This is a genomic window from Klebsiella sp. K47 (assembly GCF_051858335.1).
Taxonomy (GTDB): Bacteria; Pseudomonadota; Gammaproteobacteria; order Enterobacterales; family Enterobacteriaceae; genus Klebsiella; species Klebsiella pneumoniae.
This window is the reverse complement of record NZ_JBPYUI010000023.1, coordinates 1-19,032: the sequence shown is the minus strand read 5'-3', so window position 1 is coordinate 19,032 and position 19,032 is coordinate 1. Positions and strand designations below refer to the sequence as shown.

General features: G+C 50.9%; 35 protein-coding genes and 2 pseudogenes. 18 read left to right on the top strand and 19 right to left on the bottom strand.

Going from position 1 to position 19,032, the window contains the following annotated elements; all coding sequences use genetic code 11:
- Positions 1-4: 4 nt before the first annotated feature.
- Positions 5-193: a YdiH family protein gene (locus tag RRF55_RS20180; protein ID WP_002903388.1), complete on the top strand. Its 189-nt coding sequence runs from the start codon at positions 5-7 to the stop codon at positions 191-193.
- Between the two features lie 109 nt (positions 194-302).
- Here the strand turns inward: RRF55_RS20180 and uspE are convergent, their stop codons facing one another.
- The 3 genes from uspE to ogt form a co-directional block, all read right to left on the bottom strand.
- Positions 303-1,253, bottom strand: coding sequence for a universal stress protein UspE (gene uspE / locus RRF55_RS20175; RefSeq protein WP_002903391.1), 951 nt, complete (start codon positions 1,251-1,253; stop codon positions 303-305).
- A gap of 138 nt (positions 1,254-1,391) precedes the next feature.
- Positions 1,392-2,144 (bottom strand): fumarate/nitrate reduction transcriptional regulator Fnr, encoded by a 753-nt coding sequence (gene fnr / locus RRF55_RS20170; protein WP_002903394.1) that lies wholly within the window; start codon positions 2,142-2,144, stop codon positions 1,392-1,394.
- A gap of 194 nt (positions 2,145-2,338) precedes the next feature.
- Positions 2,339-2,854, bottom strand: a complete 516-nt coding sequence (gene ogt, locus RRF55_RS20165; protein ID WP_004224598.1) for a methylated-DNA--[protein]-cysteine S-methyltransferase — start codon at positions 2,852-2,854, stop codon at positions 2,339-2,341.
- Positions 2,855-3,146: 292 nt separating this feature from the next.
- Here ogt and RRF55_RS20160 point away from each other — a divergent pair, with 292 nt between their 5' ends.
- The gene (locus RRF55_RS20160) at positions 3,147-3,305 is read left to right on the top strand and encodes a hypothetical protein (protein ID WP_002903398.1); all 159 of its coding nucleotides are present in this window, start codon (positions 3,147-3,149) and stop codon (positions 3,303-3,305) included.
- Positions 3,306-3,337: 32 nt separating this feature from the next.
- Here the strand turns inward: RRF55_RS20160 and RRF55_RS20155 are convergent.
- The 15 genes and pseudogenes from RRF55_RS20155 to RRF55_RS20085 form a co-directional block, all read right to left on the bottom strand.
- Positions 3,338-3,790: pseudogene (locus tag RRF55_RS20155) on the bottom strand (AbgT family transporter); the annotation flags it as partial.
- A 125-nt stretch (positions 3,791-3,915) separates the two neighbouring features.
- Positions 3,916-4,176 (bottom strand): pyocin activator PrtN family protein, encoded by a 261-nt coding sequence (locus RRF55_RS20150; RefSeq protein WP_023313034.1) that lies wholly within the window; start codon positions 4,174-4,176, stop codon positions 3,916-3,918.
- Between the two features lie 133 nt (positions 4,177-4,309).
- Positions 4,310-4,711, bottom strand: coding sequence for a hypothetical protein (locus RRF55_RS20145; protein ID WP_029602963.1), 402 nt, complete (start codon positions 4,709-4,711; stop codon positions 4,310-4,312).
- Positions 4,708-4,932 carry a hypothetical protein gene (locus tag RRF55_RS20140; RefSeq protein WP_040244128.1) on the bottom strand — a complete coding sequence of 75 codons (225 nt, stop codon included), beginning with the start codon at positions 4,930-4,932 and terminating at the stop codon, positions 4,708-4,710. The genes RRF55_RS20145 and RRF55_RS20140 overlap by 4 nt, the downstream gene beginning before the upstream one ends.
- Positions 4,929-5,492 carry a hypothetical protein gene (locus RRF55_RS20135; RefSeq protein ID WP_023313037.1) on the bottom strand — a complete coding sequence of 188 codons (564 nt, stop codon included), beginning with the start codon at positions 5,490-5,492 and terminating at the stop codon, positions 4,929-4,931. Before RRF55_RS20135 ends, RRF55_RS20140 begins: the two co-directional genes overlap by 4 nt.
- A complete protein-coding gene (locus RRF55_RS20130) occupies positions 5,489-6,205 on the bottom strand; it encodes a Rha family transcriptional regulator (protein WP_040244130.1) in 717 nt (238 codons plus the stop codon). Before RRF55_RS20130 ends, RRF55_RS20135 begins: the two co-directional genes overlap by 4 nt.
- A 5-nt stretch (positions 6,206-6,210) precedes the next feature.
- The gene (locus RRF55_RS20125) at positions 6,211-6,729 is read right to left on the bottom strand and encodes a hypothetical protein (RefSeq protein ID WP_021441619.1); all 519 of its coding nucleotides are present in this window, start codon (positions 6,727-6,729) and stop codon (positions 6,211-6,213) included.
- Between the two features lie 40 nt (positions 6,730-6,769).
- A complete protein-coding gene (locus RRF55_RS20120; protein ID WP_023317661.1) occupies positions 6,770-7,210 on the bottom strand; it encodes a hypothetical protein in 441 nt (146 codons plus the stop codon).
- Positions 7,207-7,425: a ParE family toxin-like protein gene (locus RRF55_RS20115; RefSeq protein WP_439419160.1), complete on the bottom strand. Its 219-nt coding sequence runs from the start codon at positions 7,423-7,425 to the stop codon at positions 7,207-7,209. Before RRF55_RS20115 ends, RRF55_RS20120 begins: the two co-directional genes overlap by 4 nt.
- Positions 7,397-7,651: a hypothetical protein gene (locus RRF55_RS20110; protein ID WP_040244134.1), complete on the bottom strand. Its 255-nt coding sequence runs from the start codon at positions 7,649-7,651 to the stop codon at positions 7,397-7,399. Before RRF55_RS20110 ends, RRF55_RS20115 begins: the two co-directional genes overlap by 29 nt.
- Positions 7,644-8,009 (bottom strand): hypothetical protein, encoded by a 366-nt coding sequence (locus tag RRF55_RS20105; RefSeq protein ID WP_023304721.1) that lies wholly within the window; start codon positions 8,007-8,009, stop codon positions 7,644-7,646. Before RRF55_RS20105 ends, RRF55_RS20110 begins: the two co-directional genes overlap by 8 nt.
- Positions 8,010-8,234, bottom strand: a complete 225-nt coding sequence (locus RRF55_RS20100) for a hypothetical protein (RefSeq protein ID WP_040244136.1) — start codon at positions 8,232-8,234, stop codon at positions 8,010-8,012. It lies immediately after the preceding gene.
- Positions 8,235-8,405: 171 nt separating this feature from the next.
- The gene (locus tag RRF55_RS20095; protein ID WP_040244138.1) at positions 8,406-8,600 is read right to left on the bottom strand and encodes a hypothetical protein; all 195 of its coding nucleotides are present in this window, start codon (positions 8,598-8,600) and stop codon (positions 8,406-8,408) included.
- Positions 8,590-8,898: a hypothetical protein gene (locus RRF55_RS20090; RefSeq protein WP_040244141.1), complete on the bottom strand. Its 309-nt coding sequence runs from the start codon at positions 8,896-8,898 to the stop codon at positions 8,590-8,592. Before RRF55_RS20090 ends, RRF55_RS20095 begins: the two co-directional genes overlap by 11 nt.
- A gap of 158 nt (positions 8,899-9,056) precedes the next feature.
- A complete protein-coding gene (locus tag RRF55_RS20085; protein ID WP_032433006.1) occupies positions 9,057-9,764 on the bottom strand; it encodes an XRE family transcriptional regulator in 708 nt (235 codons plus the stop codon).
- A gap of 124 nt (positions 9,765-9,888) precedes the next feature.
- On the opposite strand from RRF55_RS20085, the gene RRF55_RS20080 reads away from it, so the two are divergent.
- The 13 genes from RRF55_RS20080 (at position 9,889) to RRF55_RS20020 (ending at position 17,497) form a co-directional block, all read left to right on the top strand.
- Positions 9,889-10,116, top strand: a complete 228-nt coding sequence (locus RRF55_RS20080; protein WP_072025957.1) for a transcriptional regulator — start codon at positions 9,889-9,891, stop codon at positions 10,114-10,116.
- A 75-nt stretch (positions 10,117-10,191) separates the two neighbouring features.
- On the top strand, positions 10,192-10,380 hold the full coding sequence (locus tag RRF55_RS20075) for a DUF4222 domain-containing protein (protein WP_032419902.1): 189 nt from the start codon (positions 10,192-10,194) through the stop codon (positions 10,378-10,380).
- Entirely contained in the window at positions 10,377-11,207 is an 831-nt protein-coding gene (locus tag RRF55_RS20070; protein WP_048279576.1) for a helix-turn-helix domain-containing protein, read from the top strand. The genes RRF55_RS20075 and RRF55_RS20070 overlap by 4 nt, the downstream gene beginning before the upstream one ends.
- Before the next feature lie 11 nt (positions 11,208-11,218).
- Positions 11,219-12,097 carry an ATP-binding protein gene (locus RRF55_RS20065; protein WP_040244146.1) on the top strand — a complete coding sequence of 293 codons (879 nt, stop codon included), beginning with the start codon at positions 11,219-11,221 and terminating at the stop codon, positions 12,095-12,097.
- The gene (locus RRF55_RS20060; RefSeq protein WP_040244148.1) at positions 12,094-13,473 is read left to right on the top strand and encodes a replicative DNA helicase; all 1,380 of its coding nucleotides are present in this window, start codon (positions 12,094-12,096) and stop codon (positions 13,471-13,473) included. The genes RRF55_RS20065 and RRF55_RS20060 overlap by 4 nt, the downstream gene beginning before the upstream one ends.
- Positions 13,460-13,828, top strand: a complete 369-nt coding sequence (locus tag RRF55_RS20055) for a RusA family crossover junction endodeoxyribonuclease (protein ID WP_040244151.1) — start codon at positions 13,460-13,462, stop codon at positions 13,826-13,828. The genes RRF55_RS20060 and RRF55_RS20055 overlap by 14 nt, the downstream gene beginning before the upstream one ends.
- The gene (locus tag RRF55_RS20050) at positions 13,825-14,607 is read left to right on the top strand and encodes an antitermination protein (protein ID WP_040244153.1); all 783 of its coding nucleotides are present in this window, start codon (positions 13,825-13,827) and stop codon (positions 14,605-14,607) included. The genes RRF55_RS20055 and RRF55_RS20050 overlap by 4 nt, the downstream gene beginning before the upstream one ends.
- Positions 14,608-15,053: 446 nt before the next feature.
- Positions 15,054-15,377, top strand: a complete 324-nt coding sequence (locus tag RRF55_RS20045) for a four-helix bundle copper-binding protein (protein WP_071717307.1) — start codon at positions 15,054-15,056, stop codon at positions 15,375-15,377.
- A gap of 526 nt (positions 15,378-15,903) precedes the next feature.
- On the top strand, positions 15,904-16,203 hold the full coding sequence (locus tag RRF55_RS20040) for a phage holin family protein (protein ID WP_031280382.1): 300 nt from the start codon (positions 15,904-15,906) through the stop codon (positions 16,201-16,203).
- Positions 16,200-16,739, top strand: coding sequence for a glycoside hydrolase family 108 protein (locus RRF55_RS20035; RefSeq protein WP_004184488.1), 540 nt, complete (start codon positions 16,200-16,202; stop codon positions 16,737-16,739). The genes RRF55_RS20040 and RRF55_RS20035 overlap by 4 nt, the downstream gene beginning before the upstream one ends.
- Positions 16,736-17,080: a hypothetical protein gene (locus RRF55_RS20030; RefSeq protein WP_004190674.1), complete on the top strand. Its 345-nt coding sequence runs from the start codon at positions 16,736-16,738 to the stop codon at positions 17,078-17,080. The genes RRF55_RS20035 and RRF55_RS20030 overlap by 4 nt, the downstream gene beginning before the upstream one ends.
- The gene (locus tag RRF55_RS20025; protein WP_004190672.1) at positions 17,077-17,352 is read left to right on the top strand and encodes a hypothetical protein; all 276 of its coding nucleotides are present in this window, start codon (positions 17,077-17,079) and stop codon (positions 17,350-17,352) included. Before RRF55_RS20030 ends, RRF55_RS20025 begins: the two co-directional genes overlap by 4 nt.
- Positions 17,303-17,497: a hypothetical protein gene (locus RRF55_RS20020; protein WP_032422211.1), complete on the top strand. Its 195-nt coding sequence runs from the start codon at positions 17,303-17,305 to the stop codon at positions 17,495-17,497. Before RRF55_RS20025 ends, RRF55_RS20020 begins: the two co-directional genes overlap by 50 nt.
- 90 nt (positions 17,498-17,587) lie before the next feature.
- Here RRF55_RS20020 and RRF55_RS20015 read toward each other — a convergent pair whose 3' ends face one another.
- Positions 17,588-17,872, bottom strand: a complete 285-nt coding sequence (locus RRF55_RS20015; RefSeq protein WP_065800649.1) for a hypothetical protein — start codon at positions 17,870-17,872, stop codon at positions 17,588-17,590.
- Between the two features lie 132 nt (positions 17,873-18,004).
- Between RRF55_RS20015 and RRF55_RS20010 the strand changes: the two genes are divergently transcribed.
- The 3 genes and pseudogenes from RRF55_RS20010 to RRF55_RS20000 all read left to right on the top strand — a co-directional run.
- Entirely contained in the window at positions 18,005-18,277 is a 273-nt protein-coding gene (locus RRF55_RS20010; RefSeq protein ID WP_439419159.1) for a hypothetical protein, read from the top strand.
- A 324-nt stretch (positions 18,278-18,601) separates the two neighbouring features.
- A complete protein-coding gene (locus RRF55_RS20005) occupies positions 18,602-18,847 on the top strand; it encodes a DUF2560 family protein (protein ID WP_029497198.1) in 246 nt (81 codons plus the stop codon).
- A gap of 55 nt (positions 18,848-18,902) precedes the next feature.
- Positions 18,903-19,032 (top strand): annotated as a pseudogene (locus RRF55_RS20000) (HNH endonuclease); the annotation flags it as partial.

Below are 19,032 nucleotides of genomic sequence, written 5' to 3'. Positions count from 1 at the left end.
TATTATGGATACCGAGTTAACCCCAACGCAGATGGCCATCGAATTCTTACGCCGCGACCCCACCGTCATGACCCCAGCGCAGTATCTGAAAAAACTTAAACTGCTGGAGCTGGAGTTTGCTGACCTGATGGCGCTCTCCTCGCTGGAGCTGAAAGAAGAGATCGATCTGGCCTGGCGTCTGGGTATCCACTAAGCCATTCTCGCTGGACAGCGACAGGGGCCGCCAACGGCCCTTTTTTTGTGCCTGGCTGGCAGCAAGCAAAAAAATCCCCCGCGAGGCGGGGGAAGATGAGCGGTAGCGGTTAATCGTCGTCGTCGTCGTCCAGTTCCACCGGCGTCTGGTAGGCCTCCGGTTTCAGCACCAGCAGGTCACAGCGCAGGTGGTCGACAACCTGTTCCGCGGTATTGCCGAGGAACGCCGCCGACAGGCCGGTACGTCCGACCGTTCCCAGCACCACGATCCCCGCCTGCAGATGCTCGGCGAGGTCCGGGATCACCTCTTCAGGCAGTCCTTTTTCGACGTGGGTGAATTTTTCATCGATGCCAAACTTCTGCCGCAGCGCTTTCATCGCCAGCAGATGCTGGCCGCGGATCGCGTCGTTGTAGACGCTGGGATCAAAATCCGGCAGTTCTATCGCGATATTGATCGGCGTCACCGGGTAGGCACCGATCAGGTGCACTTCAGTGTGGTTGACTTCTTCCGCCAGCGACAGCGTCTCGCGAACCAGCTTCTCGTTAAGGGTGTTGTGATAATTCTCTTCGCTGGCGAGATTGACGGCGACCAGCGCTTTGCCGCCTTCCGGCCACGGCTGGTCTTTGACCATCCACACCGGGCAAGGGCATTTACGCAGCAGATGCCAGTCCGTCGGGGTAAAGATCACCGCCTCCAGTTTGTCGTGCTGGTGGGCCATCTTCAGCAGCAGATCGTGTTTCTCACTGACCACCTCCTGAATAATCGCTTCGAAGGGACGGTTGTGCCACACCACTTTCACGTCAATCGGCACGCCCGATTCCAGGTAGAATTTCGCCTGCTCGCGGATCCAGGCCGTTCGTTGGGCAATGACGCCCTGGCGCATTGCCGTCCGCTCGTCCGGCGACAGCAGGGTGGTCATTTCATAGGAAAAATCATAGATCGGCAAAAAGGCTTTGATGCGTCCACCAATCCGTTGGTGCAGGTACACCGCTCGCCTTAGCGCCGGCTGGTCGTCCTGGTTAGGATCGATTACTACCAGCATGCTCTGATACTTCGCCATACAGGGTCTCCTTACAACTGCAGCTACCGTCAGTTATTAAAAAGATAACCTATATGGATGAATTGAAACAGGGGAGGAGCCTGGTCAGATCAACAAATCTGAAAAAATTGCCGATCGTGACCAGGTATTGCGCAGAGATTAAGCGACGTTGCGCGCCTGCCCGGCCAGCTGGGCCAGCAGATCGCTGTTTTCAATAGTGATATATTTGCCTTTCACCGCCAGCATGCCGCTTTTCTGAAAACGGCCCAGCAGACGGCTGATGGTTTCGACGGTGAGGCCGAGATAGTTGCCAATATCGCCGCGGGTCATGGTCAGCCGGAACTCACGTGGTGAGAAGCCGCGCTGGGCGAAACGACGAGAAAGGTTATAGATAAACGCGGCCAGGCGCTCTTCGGCATTCTTTTTGGAAAGCAACAGGATCATATCCTGGTCGCCTTTAATCTCACCGCTCATCAGGCGCATCATCTGCTGACGCAGATTGGGCATTTTTCCGGAAAGATCGTCAAGAGTTTCGAAGGGGATCTCGCAGACCATTGAGGTTTCCAGCGCCTGCGCAAAGCTCGGGTGCAGACCGGTGCCGATGGCGTCAAAGCCCACCAGGTCGCCCGCCAGATGGAAGCCAGTGATCTGCTCATCACCTTGCTCGGTGATGGTATAGCTTTTGATGGTCCCGGAGCGAATAGCGTACAACGACTTCAGCTCATCACCGGCTTTGAACAAGGTTTGACCTTTCTGGATAGGCTTTTTCCGCTCGATAATATTATCCAGCTGATCAAGCTCATGCTCGTTCAGAGTAAAGGGGATGCAGAGCTGGCTAATGCTGCAATCCTGACAATGGATTGCACAACCGCCAGACTGAATGCGTCGAATAATTCGCTTCTCAGGGATCATATGTCTGCTCAGGCCTTAATTGATATTGGTCAATTTTAACATCTTTTTGATCAGCAGGTAAGCCTTCAGGCCCGGAAACACGTAATATCAGCAGGGTAAATCAAATCGCTTGTGTATCTATTTGATTAAAAACAGATTATTACGCCACTTTTGATTGTAAAATTACCTGAAAATTCCAGAAAAGGCATTTTCAGTCAAAGCAACAGATAGCCCTCATGACGCAAAAGCCACTCTTTACGCTGTACGCCGCCGGCATAGCCGGTCATGGTGCCGTTGCGCCCGATGACCCGATGGCAGGGCACCACGATACTCACCGGATTGGCGCCATTGGCGGCGCCCACCGCGCGCGCGGCGCCGGGACGACCGAGCGCCTCGGCCAGTTGGCCGTAGTGCATCACCTGGCCGCAAGGGATATCGCGTAACGCCTGCCAGACCTGGCGCTGAAAAGGGGTGCCGGCGGTGGCGGTAGGCAGAGTCTCGATAATGGCTAAATCGCCGGCAAAATAGTCGCTCAGCTTACTGCTGAGACCGCCGGGATTGCGGCAGTCGACGCGCTGATAACCTTCCCGACGATAGTGTACGTCGAGCAGCGTTTCCATCCGATCGCGGTGCTCGTCCCACTCGACGGCGCGCAAATTAAACTGTTCGTCGCAAAGCACCCACAACGGCCCCAGCGGGGTATCCATTTTATCCTGCAGCAAGGTCAACATCGTTTCTGTCATCCACCATCGTACATGAGAGGCACACGATACCACGCGCTGACGGCAGTCAACTATACTCCCAAAAGGTAAAACCGCATCGCCAGATAGCACGGCGGGCTATCCGCCGTGGAGGCATTCTGCGATCGCCACGATGATTTATTTTTGGATCGATCCTGGCGGGTTACCGGACAGGGTTTTTGCTACTTTTAAGCTGACGACGTCGGTCCTCCGCGCCGCTGTGCGCGCTCGGGAAAGTGCTACCGCGTCGGCGCGGCGCGGTTAATAACTCAGAGGTGGAGCTATGCAATATATACTGACTGGCGTAATCGTACTGATCTTCAGCGGTCTGGTTATTCACGGTATGTCGCTGTTGCTTGAGCGGGGGTATCGCGCGCTTTTCGGCATATTCGCCGGAGCCGGGGAAGCGACCCGTAAGTTCAAAGTGAAGATATCGCGTTAAGCTAAGGCGGCCGTCCCTGGCGCATCGGTGGGTTAAGACAGCCGCGGATAGATGCCAGGGCCGATCGGCAGTCCCACCAGATACCAGCCCACCAGCAACAGCAGCCAGACGGCGAGAAAAATCAGCGGGTAAGGGAGCACCAGCGAGTAGTAGGTGCCGAGGCGGGCATCCGGCCGGTAGCGCTGTAGAAAGCCGAGAAACAACGGCACAAACGGTGACACCGGCGCCAGCGGCAGCACCGATGAATCAGCGATACGAAACAGGATCTGCGCAAACGCCGGGTGAAAGCCCAACAGCATAAACATTGGCACGAAGATCGGCGCCAGAATCGACCAGATGGCCGAGCCGCTGGCGATAAACATACACAGAAAAGCCGACAGCAGCGCAAGACCGACAAACGCCGGAACACCGTTCATGCCTGAACTCTCCAGCAGATCCGTCAGCCCGACGGCCATAAACTTGCCCATGTTGCTCCAGTTGAACATGAAGGGAATAAATAATTAAAACAATATGATGTGTTGTTTTGGGGTTCTATTGGGATGCCGGGTGATGCAAAAATAAAACCGGATGCTACATAATGTGCGGCATCCGGAATTGAGTTACAGTGTCACTAATGATCGCTTTTCATCTTTTCCAGGAGGTCCCGGCCTTTCTTCAGCTGCGCATCAATGTGATTCGCAAGGTCCTGGATGTGGATCATGCGCGGTGCTTTTTGGCTTTCTGCGGCTCGGAACGTTGGAATGGGGATCTCGCCCATCGCAGCGCGTTTTTCCGCTGTTGCCGGTTTCAGCCCAAAATACTTTTCACATACCTGGCTGAGCGGAACCGTAGCAGACCCGTATTCGGCCATTAACAAAAACATCGTGTTCATCTTCACCTCATACCACAATCAGGCCACGACAGTGGCGCCACAATTCAAATTCACGATTCATGTCGTTAACTCCGAAACAGCCAGGCAATTGCGAGCGCGCAACCGACGATGCTGAATGCTGTAGGCCAGTCCATCACTTCACCTCAATCATCGCAGCACGAAAGTCTTGCTCCAGTCGCTGTTCAGCTTTAATTTTTGCCCGGCGCAAACACTCACTGAAAACCTCTTTGCTCACCTGGCTTTTCAGTTGCGCCATCAGGGCTTCATTTTCATACTGCCAGCGAAGACGGTTAACGTCCTTTTCCTGACGGCGCAAAATAGCCAGTTGTTCGCAGATTCGTGAGCGAGCCCAGAACCATGATTTGTGCGCAACTGTAGCCCGTCTGTACCAGTCTGATTTTTTATCGGAACGCTGAGACATTTGGTCTTTAATACTGTCCAGCGTCCTGTTCGCCAGCGCGAGTCCGCGCAAGTGATCTTCAATTGTCACCAGGGAATCAAGGTTAATACGTCCATTTTCGAGTGTGATGCTCATCGCTTAGTCTCCCTGATCAGATGTTTGTAAGCCCGGAGGGCGTGCTTTGTCTGGCCGCTCAAAGCCGTTTTTATGATGAAAAAACCGCTTCTCTGGCTGGTCATTTCAGTCGTGAGAAGCAACGCTACATCAACCGCCCGGTTGTGCCGGCGGAACTCAAAGACAGTGCTGGTTACCGTAATAACTGAAACCGATCCTTGATCGTTAAATTCGATTTTCATGGTTGACGATTCTCCCCCTTAAAATAATTATCACGGCAAGGCATAACGACCAGCTCAGGGTTTCCGTACATGCGGTTGATATGCTCATTAAATTGGAACCGTACTGCGTCGAACTCACCTGATGGACGAAGCTGAACAGGGACAAACTTTTCTTCACGTCCAAAAATCTTTGCCGGATAGCTCAGGTATTCCGCCTGGATAGCTGGGCTAACGCTAAAGTCCCGTGTTTTCGGGATGACGCGCTCCAGGTCAGGGAAGCGTCCACTCAGTAGCTTAATGCCAGTAATGGACAGGCGATTCTGGTGCTGATCACGATGAATTGCGATCGGCTCCTTATTGAAGATCAGCTCCGTTGTTTCCGCCTTGACTGGCACGCAGCCTTCAAACTGGACGATGATATTTTTCTTCGTCCTGATTCCATGCTGCATACGCAGTGCTACATGACCGTTGGTTCCCTCAATGTATTTCGGGGTGATATGGACTCCGCACAGGTAGTAGCGGGCATCATTTTTAGCAACGCACACCAGAGCGGCGCGGATCAGCTTTGAAGGAATGATCATGCTTTATCTTCCCATCCGATAGCCTGAAAGAGTCCCATTTTCGGGTGATACCAACGGGTCCCGCGTGGTTCGGCTTCTGCCATCATTTGGCGGAATGCTTTCATAAAAGGTTCAAACTCCACGATCGCCCGGCGAGACAGCAAACCATCAGGCGTCATGAATTCGTGTGTATCGGTTGGGATACGGTATGCGTTAACAAGGTTTCGACACTTGGCATCGGTCATGCCGCTTTTTGCGACTACCTGGCGATAACCGACATATCCGGCCCGCATATTTCCACGCTTAATGTTTTCGACAGCTTCGACTACGGTTTCAACCTGTTCTTCAACCTGGTAGAGGCGTCGCTCCTGCTCAACATTCAGCAGGGCCATTTCTGCGATCAGCTCTGCCTGCGATTTTGGCCGTGAGCGTTCTTCTTCCAGCTCTTTCCAGCGATCTACCAGCCTGGCGGTAAACTCGGGGCTAAGTTGCGCGACCACAATGATGCTGTCACGCTTCCCTTCTTCACCTGAGAATTTGTAAACCTCGTCATTGACGGCAAATCCTAAGTTATTGATTCTTTCGAGAACCTCAATTTGAGGAGACCGGATAACATCCTTCGAAGCCAGTGTCACAATGGTTCGTTTCACGTTGTCGTGGCGTTTCTCTACCAGCTCGGCGATCTCAAGGCTGCTCATAGATGGTTTGTTAGTGATCAAGTTATTCATCATCATTCCCCTCAATGCATAATCGGTGCTTCTGGCACACCTTCGATCTGGATGTGTTCGATAAAGCTGTCATGGAGGAGGTTAAGCCCCTCCCGGCCAAGTGCTGATAACCTGAACCCAAATTCTTCGTCAGCAATAACCATGTCCTGATACATCCGCAGCGCCAGCTGCTGGCCAACCTCTGGCCCATATTTCTCGATTGCCCCCAGCTCAATATGGTTGGCGAGTGCAAAGCGTTCAGGTCCCGGATAGATGCTAATGGCGCCATGCTTGCTGGAATAGATAACAGCAGTATCAACACCGCCAGTATCATTCGGAACGTCGACAGTTCCGTTTTTCTCCAGCTCCTCAGTGATGAACACGGCAGCCAGTAGCCAGCGCCAGAGGATCAACTCTTTTTCGATATTGAGCGTGATCCAGTTGCTTTCTACCGCTTCCATGATGCAGGCCAGAATTTCCATTCCATCGGCAAGGTGTTTGTCATAGCGACCGTTATCCAGCAGGCGAATAGCAGCGGAGTAGCCAATCACCCGGTTTCCAGACCGGATCCCTGTTGAGGTTGGTTCCGGGTTAAGCATGTTCTGAAGCATTGCGCACCTCTGCTGGTTTACAGGCCTGCAGTTCTTCGCGCTCTTTCACGTAGCGGTCGTGCATGGCATCCCATTTTTTGCACCACTTTTGCATTTCTCTTTTGCGGGCGAGGATGCGACGCAGCCGGCGAACGGTGCGCTGGTGGGCGTTGAAATACTCAATGGTCACGGCGCCACGTTGCCAGCTACTCAGTTCTGGATTCAGTGGATGAATTACCTGCACGTCCGGATAACGCTGCTTGAAACCAGAACGCCCAAAAGCTCGGGAGGTCATGAAGAACGCCAGGTAACGAATTGCGGTATCCCGGCTGAAGCACCGCTTCATGCGTCCGTGGCGGATCGCGGCGAACAGATCACCAACCTGCGTTGGGTGCTTTTGTAACGCCAGGTCAATGGCGCTGACAGTTCTGTTGTCAATCATTTGTCTTTCTCCCGGTTATAGGTTTCATGACTCATAACTTCCCAGTTCCGGCCATCGTCTTTCGATAACAGGCGCCAGCGTAGGTTAACCTTCAGGCTGAGGTAGCCGGTGCGGCGCATTCGCCGCGGGAATATCCGCCGGCGCCGATACCGCAGCAGGACCTGCAGCGCCTGCAGGTGAACCCTCTCAGGAATTCGTATCGCTGTCAGTGCCACCAGCTACCTCCTCAAATCTCAGTTCCATTTCGCGCGCCATTTCGATAAACGTGGCCAGTGTGCAAATGTGCTCGTCGTCGAACAGCTGGCGGTCGCATATCACCCTCCCGTTCTCGATGTGCAAGACTACCCGCCCGGTAAAATCAGGGAGGACATGCAGATCCACGTTCAACACGGGGCGGGGGATCAGCACACCCTGATAGAGCATTGTTTGCTGGTTATTCATTGCCGGACTCCGCAGTAACTGGTTTCTGCTTTTTGACGAACTCAACCAGTTCAGAAATAAGCTCGTCGATTAACTCTTTCCCGCTTTCTGTGAGGAATTCGCCGCTGCCATTAACATCAACAGAGTTGCTGTAAATTCCCTTAAGAGCTTTCACACCTTCCACATTTCCGTACTCACCGAGCGCCAGTCGCTCGAATTTCCGCAACAATCCATCAAGAAGAATCTCAGTTAATTCGATAGTACTAATCCCACCCTTGTTAAGCTTAATGACAAGTAAGCTACTCCCAGTCTTTCGCTGGTGGCGTAACAAGGCTGCTTTTAAAATTCGGCGGCGATAGGTAGTAATTAAGTTACTCATCTAATTACCCCTTCTTTTCTGTTCTTCATTTTTCTGTACAATCTTTTCCTCTTTTTCCATCCATGAATAGACCTCGCCAGCAAGGTCATATGCAAGACCTAAAACCCCATCAAGTTGATGGCAGTCAAAGTCCTTGTGATGTGTAAAAATTGTCTGCATAAGGAAGTTAAGCTGCTCAGCCTTAATGGTGACGCACTGAATATCTTGGCGGCGCTGCATACCCATGATTATCTCCCATAAGCTTTTTTTAAAAATAAAATTGCGATATCCCAGTAGCCTGCACTACACATCATTTTTGCTGTCTTAAAGGCATCTTTATTTTTCACAGTGCTCTCCTGAATAATGAATGTGAATTCCCGCAGAAATTAATCTTGAATTAAATAGTTAAGTGTTGTTTTACTTATTATTTTTTATTGCCTGCTCTTCAATAAGCCATGCACATACATCACCAGTAAGAGTTCTGAGCAGCGAAGATAATGCCTCAACTTCGGTACAATCCATTTTATTAGGGTATACCTCCATCATGCGGCAAATTATCTCCGCCTGATGAGCTTTCTCTGCCGCCTGCTCTAATGAAATTTCATGCGCCATCATTGCCACCTTTTAAACCAGAAAGGTATGATGCAGATTGAGCGATTTTATTTGTGGCAATTGCCAGTTCTGCAAGGTCAGCAATAATACAGGAAAGGTTAGTTATTTTTTCTTTATCAACCTGGAACTCTTCCATAAGAGAGAAAACATTAAGGCTGATATGATTTATTGCACTTAATATTGAAATTGTTTTAGAGTCGCAGTCGACCGCGATACCATCATAATCGATATCAGTCGCACGCTTATCAAAACGGTAGTCTGGAATATCTACTAATTGAATGAAGTTTTTAGTTGTCATGATAATCGCTCCGTTGAATTACTTAAGTTGTAATTAGGATGGATCGGATCTTTGCGATAGTCAATGACTAAAGTAATTTATTTTTTATCCCTTAGGTATTTTATTGTTTAGTAAGCAAAAAAAAGACCGCCTAAGCGGTCGTTCTTCTATGTTGAGAGTTAGGCGAATCGTTTAAAGGCTGCCGACTGTTTGACCAGCACTTTAGCTAAAACGTGAAACTGATCTTCATCACATGCGTCTATTTCCCAAGGGCTGTAGAGCTTGTTATCTGACAGAACGACAAGGCTATTCTTCTGCATTTGCAGGCGTTTGATATGAATCGTTTTGCCAAAAACGAAAACATAAATACCATCACCTTCAAAGTGATTTACTGATGTATCCACGAAGATGTAATCACCTGGATCAATCGTACCTTCCATGCTATCGCCACGCACGGTGATCACCTTGATAGATGATGCTGGACGACTTCCAAACATGCTTCTTGCATATTCTTCTGTGAATTCAATTGCTTGTACTGTCTCGATGAACTCAGAAGATAGGTATACTCCGGGACCAGCACTCACTTGAACATCAAGCAAATCGACTCTGTAAATCCCAGGGTCAACAGGTCTTTGTTGCCTGTAGACGGTTGGGAGATCATTGGATTCATTATCATTCACGGGCAGCTCACCTGAGGCGAGCCATTCAGGCCTGACATGTAGTGCTTTAGCTAATTCTACAGTTTTCCGTGAGCCTGAGGCCGCGCCAGAAGTTAGTTTCCAGATACTGGATTGCGACATTCCTACAGCGGCAGCAAGGGAAGCTTGGGTAAAGCCTGCTGCCTTCATTGATTCAACCAATCTTTCAGCAAACGTTGTTTTCGACATGTTGGCTACTCCAAAAGTTGTTAAAAACTTAACTCACTGAACGCGATAAGTCAAAAAGTAATTATTAGACTTGAGGTTTACCCATGAAATCGCTAAAGTAATAATCAATTACTAAGGGGGTTTTATGATTTCTGAGCCTATTGATAAAGCAATCAGATGTACAGGAAGCCAGGATGCGCTTGCAAAACAATGTGGTGTGTCCCAAGCAACGGTATGGAAATGGCGCCACGGGAAAAGAGTTAAGGCAGAGCATGTATTAAAAATTGTGGCTGCTGCTAATGGCCAAGTAGCGGCCTATGAAATCAGACCTGACCTGCCCGAGCTATTCCCGCACCCAACGCAAGGTGAGTGACATGGCTCGACAATGCAGGCGAGGCATGAAGTGACGCCAGATAATCCGATTACAAATCAAGCGCTGGTGAGCTGAATGTTTCCAGAAACGGGCGGTATTAAGGCGCTGGACAGGCTGTATCACGATCCTCGGGGTATTGTCGCGCACGTCACTGGGTGGGATCGCGAAAAGCAGCAGGTTTATTTCACCAGACCGGGTTATCCGCATGAATGTATGCAGCCAGTCTGGAAGTTTCAACAGTACTTCACGAGGGTTTTGGTATGAGCATGGATCTGATGGTTCAGGCTATGAAAATTAAGGTCGGAAACCCTTTGCGCAAATTGGTTCTTCTTAAGCTGGCGGATAACGCCAGTGATCTCGGGGAGTGCTGGCCTAGTTACCAGCACATCGCTGACCAGTGTGAAATTAGCAAGCGTTCGGTGATGAATCACATCCAAGCGCTTTGTGAATGTGGCCTGATAAAAAAAGAGCTACGGACAGGGCCAAAGGGGAATTCCAGCAACGTTTATCAGCTCAATTTACGTAGTGCAAGAGATTCACCAGGGGGTAGTGCAAGTCGTTCACTACCTGGTGCAACAGATTCACTACCTGGTGCAGGAGATTCACCAGGGGGTAGTGCAGGAGCTGCACCCAGAATCAGTCACTCTTTTGAACCAGTCAATGAATCAGTCAATGAACCTATAAAACATACTGGTGCTTCGGCTATCGCCTCTGCACCGTCTCGTTCTGCAAAACAGGATTATTCCCCTGAGTTTGAGAAAGCCTGGCAGGCATACCCAAAACGCGCTGGTGGTAATTCCAAGGCTGCCGCCTTCAAAGCCTGGAATGCCCGCCTGAAAGACGGGGTTAAACCTGAGGTCATGCTGGCGGGTGTTAAACGCTACGCAGCCTATGCTCGGGCAACCGGCAGTGCTGGAACTCAATACGTGAAGCAGGCCGTGTCGTTCTTTGGGCCAGATCGCCATTTCGAAGAATCCTGGCAGGCGCCATCCGCTCCCGCCGGTGGGCACAACGGCACTATTGCCCGCCTGTCTGGACTGGGGCGTATGTCCGACGATTTTGGCGAATCTGCTGAGAACCTGAATTTTTGATTGAGGTGGATATGTTGAATTTGAATCAGCTCAAAGAGCGTGAAGACCTGATGGCGCAGCAGGCAAAACTAGGTGATGAACTCACTTTCGCCGAAGAGCATACATTACCCTGGGGTTTCGGGGGATGGAACTCGAACTATACCAGCATGGCTTCATGTCCGGATCATGGAGACTACGAGCGATTCACCCTGGTGGGTAAGGATTTTCGCGGTGGAGAGATATTCAAACATTCTCGCTGCCCTGCGTGCATCCGGTCAGAGCAGGCAAGCGTTGAGTCTGGACTGAGAGAACTTCGCGTTGGCAGCTTGCTGGACGATGCCGGCATCACTCGACGCTTTGGTGATTGCGAATTTGAAAATTACCTGGAGATCAATCCTGAAGCCTCACGCAACCTCGCAGCCTGCAAGCGCTACGCAAAAAACTGGCCAGCAGTTCTGGAGGCTGGGAAAAGCCTCGTGCTGACAGGCAGCTGCGGGACGGGGAAAAACCATCTGGCAGTATCACTGGCAAAAAACATCATTCGTAACCACCTCGCCAGAGTTGAAATCACAGACGTTATGCGCCTGACCCGCACCGTGAAAAGTACCTGGCGCCACAATGCAGACGTGACCGAAGAGAGCGTGCTGGACCACTACTCCTCTCTGGACCTGCTAATTATCGACGAGGTTGGCGTGCAGTTTGGTAGTCCGGCAGAGATGACAATCCTGCATGAGATCATTAACGCCCGCTATGAAAGTGTTCTGCCAACGATCCTGATTACCAACCTGCCGTGTGAGCAACTGAAAGAGTTTATCAGCGACCGCATTTTTGACCGGGTTAGTGATGGAGGGCGCAACTACCTGGTTTTTAACTGGACGAGTTTTCGTGGTAATAACGGGGGGCATGCATGACACCAGTCTGGCGTAACGACGAACTTGAAGAGGCGGTCATCGGTGCATTGTTTTTGCGCGGAGCTGATCCTGAGGTGCTGGATGTTCTCTCCCGGTTACCTGCAAGCACCTTCTCAGTTCGCCAGTATCGGGATATTTACACTGGTATTTGCCGACAGGCTCGTAGTGGAGGCGTGATTGATCCACTGCTGCTGTGCGAATCGTTGCCGGCGCTTCAAACCACAATTCTGGCAGCCACCCGCGTCAACTGGGCGAAATCCGCGTTGTTATCTTACGTTGATGTGCTGCGGCGCAATGCTGGTGTACGTGATGCCGAAGCAGCACTGGAAAAAGTGCTGGAGCAAATCAGGAGCGCGAGCAACGGAGAATCAGCCCTGGCCGCCCTTGAAGCTGCGAAGCTGGCTGTATCGGCGATCGACATTTCAGCAGATACCGTCCAGCCCATTCACATCTCCGAACTGCTCACCGCAGTGGCGGACGAAGTTGAATCGCGGAGCCAGGGGAAAGAAGAGACCAGGTGCCTACTCACTGGCATTGAGGAGCTTGATGCTAAGACCGGCGGCATTGAATCGACAGATCTGGTGTTTATTGCCGCGCGGCCATCGATGGGTAAAACCGAACTGGCACTGGATATCATCGACAAGGTTTCCGCTCAAGGCCATGGCGTGCTGTTTTTCAGTATGGAGATGTCGGACACGCAGATCACCAAGCGCATGGTTTCCGCTGCAGGCGGGATGTCGATGTCTCGCCTGAAAGCCGTGGATAAATTCGAGGACGAGGACTGGGCGCGGTTCTTTAACGGCATGGAACGCATGGCAACCCGCAATATCTGGATCACTGACGCCACGGGGCTGACTATCGACCAGATACAGCAAACCGCCACGCGCTACCAGATAGCGCATCCGGAAATCGCGCTGGTGGTCATCGACTATCTGGCGCTTATCAAAATTCAGAGTGCTGCGCGGTACGATCTGGCCGTTGGCGATGTATCCAAGGGGCTTAAAAACCTGGCTAAATCAAATAAAACCCCTGTCCTTGCGCTGAGCCAGCTATCGCGCGGTGTCGAATCCAGACCCAATAAGCGGCCAATGAACTCCGATATGAAAAACTCGGGGGAAATTGAGGCTGATGCTGACTTGATCCTGATGTTGTACCGAGATGAGGTTTATAACCCTGAATCGCCAGCAAAGGGTATTGCCGAAATCAACGTGACAAAACAGCGTAATGGAGAGCTGGGGACCATCTATCGTCGATTCTACAACGGTCATTTCCTGCCAATTGATCAGGAGGAAGCTCGCCAACGCTCAACGCCGCAACCAAAGGCACATCAACGCCGTTACACGAAAGGGAGCCGGGCTGGCCATGAAGATTTTTAACATTACACCAATGGGCAAGCCGAGGATGACCCGGGCAGACAAATGGAAACAGCGGGAAGTGGTCATGCGCTACCGGGCATTCTGCGATGAGGTCCGTCTGAAGAACGTTGCTATGCCGGAGCAGGGCGGACACATAACCTTCGTGGTTCCCATGCCAAAGAGCTGGAGCCAAAAGAAGCGAGTAACGATGAACGGACAGGCACACCAGCAGAAACCAGACGCCGATAACATGATCAAAGCGCTGATGGATGCTCTGTTTACTGATGACGCACATATCTGGGACTTTCGTGCAACAAAAGTCTGGGGTGAATCCGGACAAATTTTAATTTCTGATATCGGAGAAGTGGCCGCATGAAACTGGAAGCATCGTTAAAGCATTTCAGCCCGCAGGGGATGCATATCAGCGACGACGTGAAAAGCACATCGCCGAATCGCCTGAATGGCACAGACATTATGACCGGGATCGGTGTGACCAGCAGCAGGGCACGCTTCGGCCTGGCCGCTTTCTTCGGAAAGGCTGGTATCAGCAAAACGGATGAACAGCTTGCAATTCAGGCGCTGGCGCAGTTTGCCATCAAAAACGCTCCTAAAAATGTCCGCAAAGCCGCTGGTGACAAGCTCGGCGCCTGCATGTTGACGCTGGCGCAATTTGCCTTTGCGGAATACTCACGTTCGGCGGCCACCAGAGCAACGTGTCAAAGCTGCAGCGGTACCGGCTTTATTTCCCGCCATGAAGATGTAATTAAGCACCCCGGTATTTTCGATGCTGACGGTGTCGAAGTGAAGGCCCCAAAGATTAGAAATGAACTGGTGAAAAGGGTCTGTGGAGTGTGCGGAGGAAAGAAAGTGATCCATGCGCGATGCAGGTGTGGTGGTAAAGGGGAGGTGTTAGATCGCAAAGCGACCAAAGAACTTGGCGCACCGGTTTTCAAAACATGTGAACGCTGCTCTGGTAATGGCTTCTCTGTTGTACCCTCTGCGACGGTACACCGCGCCATTCTGAAGCGTCTCCCGGATCTCCATCAGTCTTCGTGGTCACGCAACTGGAAGCCGTTCTATGAAGGGCTGGTGGATACGCTTCACAAAGGAGAGAGACAGGCCGCGGCTGAATTTGAGAAGGCGACCTGTTATTAATGTGATCGAAACAGATGGCGGCAATTTTTTGCACGATAGAGTTGACTTTGCATAAAGTTGTCCTGTATGCTTCTAATCATGTGAAGTAACGCCTAAAAGATTTAAACAAGAAGCCCCTTGCGGGGTTTTTTCATTACTTAAGCCAATTTAAAAACTCATGAAGTTTTCCTAATGTAATCGAAGATGTAGCGGGCGCGACCGTGATCAATACTTTGCACTTGGTACAGGGAGATTTGACCTGCGATAACGGCGAGGCTTAACCAGGAAGTCTTACATTCCCCTTTGTAATGTCGGCCAGTGCGTTATTCGCTGAATTAAGCCGTTATTCGAATATGTTACCTATCCTAGACGTTTAAGCGAATTTGGAATAACGGCTACTCACACTGGCATAATCGCAATCAAGCAACCATGCTTTACTTTCTGCTTACAACTGAAAGGAGCTAACTATGCCAGTTAACTATGCTGAGTGTATTGAAGTCTGCTATAAATGCGCGACAGCCTGTGATTATTGTGCTGCTTCCTGTCTGAAAGAAGAACAGGTGGATATGATGCGCGAGTGCATCAGACTTGATATGCAATGTGCGAATATTTGTCGACTTGCAGCACAATTTATGACCCTTGACAGTGAATTTGCTAAATCGTTATGTCAGGTCTGTGCAGAAATCTGTCAAAAATGCGGTGAAGAATGTGGTAAACACGAAGCAGAACACTGCCAGAAATGTTCTGAAGCATGCCTTCGCTGCGCAGAAACGTGCCGCTCAATGGTTTAAGGGAGCTTGCATCCAGTTTTGTTCAAGCATCCACCCTTTATATTTCTGACAAATTTTTTACTATGGTTGTGGACAAGGTGGACCCCCTGTGCGGAGGGGTAACCCAGTTTATGTTCCTGTGAATATGCCTGTGGCTCTGATTACTGGTAACAAGCCACCGGGAGGCACCCGGAACCACAGCCCTCTCAAAATTAGAATCAACAGTGGCAGGCTCGCTTCGGCGAGCCTTTTCTTTAAGTGAAAAAAAGCCCGCATTGGAGAGCGGGCCGTAATATACGGGACAATCATTACAAGGAGACTGAGAGCTCCAGAACCTCTCAGTTTTTAAATGTTAGTCATTGCTTTCTGAATTGTAAACAAACGTCCGTAATTACAGGTCATGCATTCGCGTGGCTTTTTTATTATCAGGTCCCACGGGAATCATCATCGATACGCTTCGTTGTTAAATCCAGCCCGACGGGCCTGACCCTTCTCAAACACACAGCTTCCCGATCTTTCATCGGAGGCGGTAACTATGGCTAAACGTATGCAAGACAAAGAGAGCATTGCCGGGATGTCCTGGCTGGTTCTGCTGATCATTGCTTGCTGGGGTGGACTTGTTCGCTACCTGATAGATGTGAAGCAGAGCAAGGCAACATGGAGCTTGATCAATGCTCTTGCCCAAATGGTGGTTTCAGGGTTTACCGGCGTTATTGCTGGCCTGGTGAGCATTGAAAGCGGACTGAGCATTTACATGATACTGGCCACTTCCGGAATTAGCGGGGCAATGGGTTCTGTTGCTTTGACCTATTTCTGGGAACGCATTACCGGAGTTAAGGCGCCATGACAGCAGATCAGATTATCGAGGGGATCCTCGGCAAGGAGGGTGGTTATGTCGATCATCCGTCGGATAAAGGCGGGCCGACCCGCTGGGGCATCACGCAGACCACCGCCCGTGCACATGGCTACACCGGTGATATGCGGAACCTGCCCAGGGAAACAGCAAAGCAAATCCTGCTGAGCGATTACTGGACCGGCCCCCGGTTTGACCAGGTGGCAGCTCTATCTACGTTACTGGCAGATGAGCTTTGCGACACTGGCGTGAACATGGGGCCATCTGTAGCCAGTAAGTTTTTCCAGCGCTGGCTGACCGCAATGAATATGCGCGGAAAGCTGTATCCCGATCTGATTCCGGATGGTGCCATTGGTCCCCGAACCATCACCGCGCTTAAGGGATACCTTTCCGCCCGCGGGAAAGAGGGTGAACAGGTTCTGTTGCGTGCGCTGAACTGCAGCCAGGGTGCCAGATACCTCGAACTGGCGGAGGGCCGCGAAGCCAACGAGGATTTTCTCTACGGCTGGGTTAAGGAGCGTGTCCTGTGAAGATGATCATTTTCGCTTTGCTTGTGCTGGTGGCTGTGCTCGTTCTGTTACTTCTGCGCAAATATACCCGGCTGGAGTTCGTAGGGCATGCCAGCTTGCTGCTGAAAACGTGGTCTGTAAAGCTGGGAGCTATCGGCGCGCTGGTTGGTGTATGGGCGCAGTCGTTCCCGGATGCTGCGCTGCACGCCTGGGCGGTGCTGCCGCCGGATATCAAAAACATCCTGCCGCCAAACATCGTTGCGTTGATTAGCCCTGCGCTGGTGGTGCTGGCCGTACTATCGCAATACGTACGCCAGCCAGCATTGAAAGAAAAGGCCGACGAACTGAAGGAGCAGCAATGAGCTTTGAAATTATCGCGGGACTGGTGGTCGTCATCCTGGGTGCTATTGCTGGCGCGTTCGGCATTGGTCATGCTCGCGGGGCCAGTAAGGCGAAAGCCAAAGCTGATCAGCAACGTACCGAAGAGAACGCCGCTGCTACTGTCGCCGCGGCAGAACGCCGTGCTGAAGTCACGAAAGGGGCCAGCGATGTACAGGAAGACGTTAAGCGTATGGGTGATGACGATGTTGATCGGGAGTTGCGCGAAAAGTTTACCCGCCCCGGTAGTCGTTGACACGGCCTGCAGCTGGGTGCGGATCATCTACCTGACTGACCACGATATCGATGTGTTGGATAAGCAGACCAAGCGTGACATCCTGGCGCAAAACAAATCAGTGCAGGCTAACTGCCCGCAACTAACCGGCAGGGTTACGCGATGACCAAGGCAAAGAATATTGAATTTCGACTGAGCAAACTTGAGAAAGGGCCAGACGAGAACGTTCTGGCCATCATGGAGATAAGGTCGAGAGCTATTGCAGGTAGCTTGCTGAAGCAGATTTCCTGCCAGGCGTTGAAAGATCGATAATGTCAGTGAAGATTGCCTTGTAGGCTTTATTTAACTTCTCAACTGTTTTCGGGGTGATATCACTCGTAGGCGGCGCGTCGATACCATCCATTAATTCTATTTCAGCAAATTTATTCAAAACCTGAAGGACACTCTCTTTTTGTTCTTCAGGCATCGTTTGCACAATAAAAGCAACAACGTTCCTCAGCGCCAGGAGTTGAGCATGAGTTACATAGTAATGATCGATCATATTTTCGTTCCTGTTCTGTTGAGCTCGGCTAATTAACAGTATAGCGGAGAAATGTTGCCCGCTACTCTGTGGCAACTTTCAATCGTGATGACTGGCAATAGCGGGACTTTTTATGCCCGGAACGGAGTATCTATGAAAGAACGAAAACTCGTAATTGAAATTGATGACAACGCCATTGATTCAGTAATCGAAAAGGTTCGCCTGCTCAAAGAAGAACTGAGAAGCCTCAGCCTGCCGATCAACATCTCTGACGCAGTGCCGGCAGCATTAAAGCCAGAAGAGGAAAGGAACACGCAGGATGCCCGAAGCGTATTCCTTAGCAACCTTGAGGCCGAAATTATTCAGGCTTGGTCATCATTGACAGCGCTTTTGAATACACGTCGTGACGCGACCTCCTTCGACTAGGAGCTGCTGCTGGCTTAAGGGTGTTTAGTTCATTCACGGCCTTTGTGAATTTAACCCTCACTTTACTGACGCTATCTGATGGCATCTCGCTGAAGAGGCAAGATATAGCGATAGATAGTACCTCGGTCTCACCTTAGAGTGATTCCAGCTCCTCGACGATTTTCTGGAAAAGTTTCTGATTATCAACAGACATAAAAGCTCCTTATTTTGCTGTGTGGAAACTCAAAGATAAGCGAGCGTAACTTTTTGTAACATCCTGATATTCGATCAGTGCCGCTACCGTGCGGCTTCGATAATGCTCCCCACATCGCACAGAGGTAACACATGGCAGAGATCACACCTGCAGAACAGATTCGACTGAATCTGCTTTCCACCCTGAACTACGACACAGCAGCAGCAAAAGAGGCTATTGCGTTCGTTCAGGATAGCCAACTCAAATATCAGCTGTTTATCCAACAGTACAGCCGCGTAACAACTGAATCAGAAGTGGTGGCGCGGACAATCAAAGCAGTTCAGGAGTCGACCGAAGCTCTGGCTCTGTTTGATACCATCGCAGAGCAGGCCAGCTAAGGCATTACAGCAGGCACTCGCTGAGCGCCTGTGATAATGCTCAAGGAGCGATTACGTGAACAAAGAGCCCCGTATCTATGGCAGCAAGTGGGACCGAGAGCGTCTTATCTTCCTACGTGCGCACCCCTTGTGCGTCATGTGCCAGGAGCAAGGCAGGGTGACAGCGGCAACGGTGGTTGACCACA